Origin of the sequence: Pseudomonas sp. RA_105y_Pfl2_P56 (assembly GCF_963970845.1) — a bacterium.
Lineage (GTDB): Bacteria > Pseudomonadota > Gammaproteobacteria > Pseudomonadales > Pseudomonadaceae > Aquipseudomonas > Aquipseudomonas baetica_A.
In genome coordinates this window covers 1-2357 of the sequence record NZ_CAXAPL010000090.1, presented here as the reverse complement: position 1 = coordinate 2357, position 2357 = coordinate 1, and the positions used below count along the sequence as shown (strand labels likewise).

Annotated in this window: 3 protein-coding genes; all 3 read left to right on the top strand. The window is 59.2% G+C overall.

The features are described 5' to 3' along the window. Positions 1 to 100 precede the first annotated feature (100 nt). From tnpA to tnpC, 3 genes are read left to right on the top strand one after another with little or no spacing between them, the layout of a single operon-like run. On the top strand, positions 101 to 418 hold the full coding sequence (tnpA, locus tag AACY11_RS28155) for an IS66-like element accessory protein TnpA (RefSeq protein WP_095188479.1): 318 nt from the start codon (positions 101 to 103) through the stop codon (positions 416 to 418). After that, positions 415 to 750, top strand: a complete 336-nt coding sequence (gene tnpB / locus AACY11_RS28150) for an IS66 family insertion sequence element accessory protein TnpB (protein ID WP_157815118.1) — start codon at positions 415 to 417, stop codon at positions 748 to 750. The genes tnpA and tnpB overlap by 4 nt, the downstream gene beginning before the upstream one ends. Before the next feature lie 49 nt (positions 751 to 799). Next, a complete protein-coding gene (tnpC, locus tag AACY11_RS28145; RefSeq protein ID WP_339496310.1) occupies positions 800 to 2326 on the top strand; it encodes an IS66 family transposase in 1527 nt (508 codons plus the stop codon). Positions 2327 to 2357: the final 31 nt, after the last annotated feature.

The following is a 2357-nucleotide window of genomic DNA, read 5'->3' as shown; positions in this document are numbered from 1 at the left end:
GTAAGCGGCCAGCGAACACACCTTCAGAAATCCGGAATTAAGGGCGATGGTGTCCGCCTATTTTTAAGCGGACGCGATCACCCTTATCGCCAGGATTTCCATGCGCCAACGAAGCTCCTATCCCAAACCCTTCAAGGCCCAGGTTGTGCAGGAATGCCTGAAACCCGGTGCCTCAGTTTCCAGCGTCGCCATCAGCCACGGCATCAATGCCAACGTGATTCGCAAGTGGCTGCCGATTTACCGTGATAAACCTGTCGCGCCACTTCCCGCGTTTGTACCGCTGCAACCAATGCCTAAACGGCACGCTGATGAAGCGGTGGTGATCGCACTGCCGCTGGGCGACAAAGCCATCACGGTCAAATGGCCCATCACCGACCCGGACGGCTGCGCACGTTTTATCCGCAGCCTCTCGCAATGATACGCATCGACGCCATCTGGCTCGCCACTGAGCCCATGGACATGCGCGCCGGCACCGAAACTGCGTTGGCCCGCGTGGTCGCCGTGTTCGGTGCGGCGAAGCCGCACTGCGCTTATCTGTTCGCCAACCGCCGGGCCAACCGGATGAAGGTGCTGGTGCACGATGGCGTGGGCATCTGGCTTGCCGCACGGCGTTTGAACCAAGGCAAGTTTCACTGGCCTGGCACTCATCGCGGTTTGGAAGTCGGGCTCGACGCTGAACAACTTCAAGCGCTGGTGCTCGGTTTGCCATGGCAGCGAGTTGGCGCTAACGGCGCAATCACAATGATTTAGCCTTGCTTTTCAGCTGTGGCAGGTGGATCGCTTTGGTAAAATCCACGGCATGACTTCCTCTCCCAATCTCGACCAAATGACACCCGAACAACTGCGCGCACTCGCTGCGCAGTTGCTGTCGAAGGTCGACACCATGGGCCGAAAAATCCATCGTGACGAGACGATCATCGAGCAGCTCTCTCACGAGATTGCCATCCTCAAGCGCCACAAGTTCGCCAAGCGCAGTGAGCAGATCAGCCCGGCGCAAGGCAGCTTGCTCGATGACCTGCTCAACACTGACCTTGAGGCTATCGAGGCAGAACTGAACGCGCTTCGTCCCGCCCCAACGTCGGACGAAACCCGCCAAAAACCCAAGCGCGCGCCGCTGCCGCCGCAGTTCCCACGTACCGTCATTCGTCACGAGCCAGAGAACACCCAGTGTGTCTGCGGGTGTCAGCTTCAGCGCATCGGCGAAGACGTCAGCGAGAAGCTGGATTACACGCCGGGCGTGTTTACCGTTGAGCAGCATGTACGTGGAAAGTGGGCCTGCCGCCAGTGCGAAACACTGATCCAAGCACCGGTGCCGGCCCAGGTGATCGACAAGGGCATCCCGACCGCAGGCCTGCTGGCGCATGTGATGGTGGCCAAATTCGCTGATCATCTGCCGCTGTACCGGCAAGAAAAGATCTTTGGCCGTGCAGGCCTGGCGATCCCGCGTTCAACGCTGGCTCAGTGGGTGGGCCAAACTGGCGTACAGCTACAACCGCTGGTGGATGCACTGCGCGAAGCGGTGCTGGCTCAGCGAGTCGTGCATGCCGATGAAACGCCGGTGCAGATGCTGGCGCCCGGCGAGAAGAAAACGCACCGAGCTTATGTCTGGGCTTATTGCACCACGCCGTTCTCGGCACTGAAGGCCGTTGTCTACGACTTCAGCCCCAGCCGTGCTGGCGAACATGCACGGAACTTCCTTGGCACGTGGAACGGCAAGCTGGTCTGTGATGACTTCGCGGGTTACAAGGCCAGCTTCGAGCTGGGCATCACCGAAATCGGCTGCATGGCGCATGCCCGCCGTAAGTTCTTCGACCTGCATGTGACGAACAAAAGCCAGTTGGCCGAGCAAGCGCTGCACTCAATCGGCGGGCTGTACGAAGTTGAACGGCAGGCCAAAGATATAAGTGATGAAGAACGATGGCGATTACGCCAAGAAATAGCGGTGCCCATTGCACAGAAATTACATGAGTGGATGCTGGCTCAGCGCGACCTCGTGCCCGAGGGCTCGGCCACGACCAAGGCTCTGGATTACAGCTTGAAACGCTGGGTAGCGCTGACGCGCTACCTGGATGATGGTGCCGTGCCCATCGACAACAACCCGGTGGAGAACACGATCAGGCCATGGGCGCTTGGGCGCTCCAATTGGTTGTTCGCCGGGTCTCTGCGCAGTGGCAAACGAGCGGCAGCGATCATGAGTTTGATCCAGTCGGCACGCATGAACGGGCATGATCCGTACGCGTATCTCAAGGATGTACTGACGCGATTGCCGACGCAGAAAGCCAGTGAGATCGAGCATCTACTGCCGCATCAATGGATGCCTGGCTGATCTACGCAAGGCGTATTCCCCATACGCTTAC

Excerpts from the sequence above, each read along its gene's own strand:
- tnpC (WP_339496310.1), top strand. The coding sequence starts at position 800 with ATGACTTCCTCTCCCAATCTCGACCAAATGACACCCGAACAACTGCGC.
- tnpB (WP_157815118.1), top strand. The coding sequence starts at position 415 with ATGATACGCATCGACGCCATCTGGCTCGCCACTGAGCCCATGGACATG.
- tnpA (WP_095188479.1), top strand. The coding sequence starts at position 101 with ATGCGCCAACGAAGCTCCTATCCCAAACCCTTCAAGGCCCAGGTTGTG.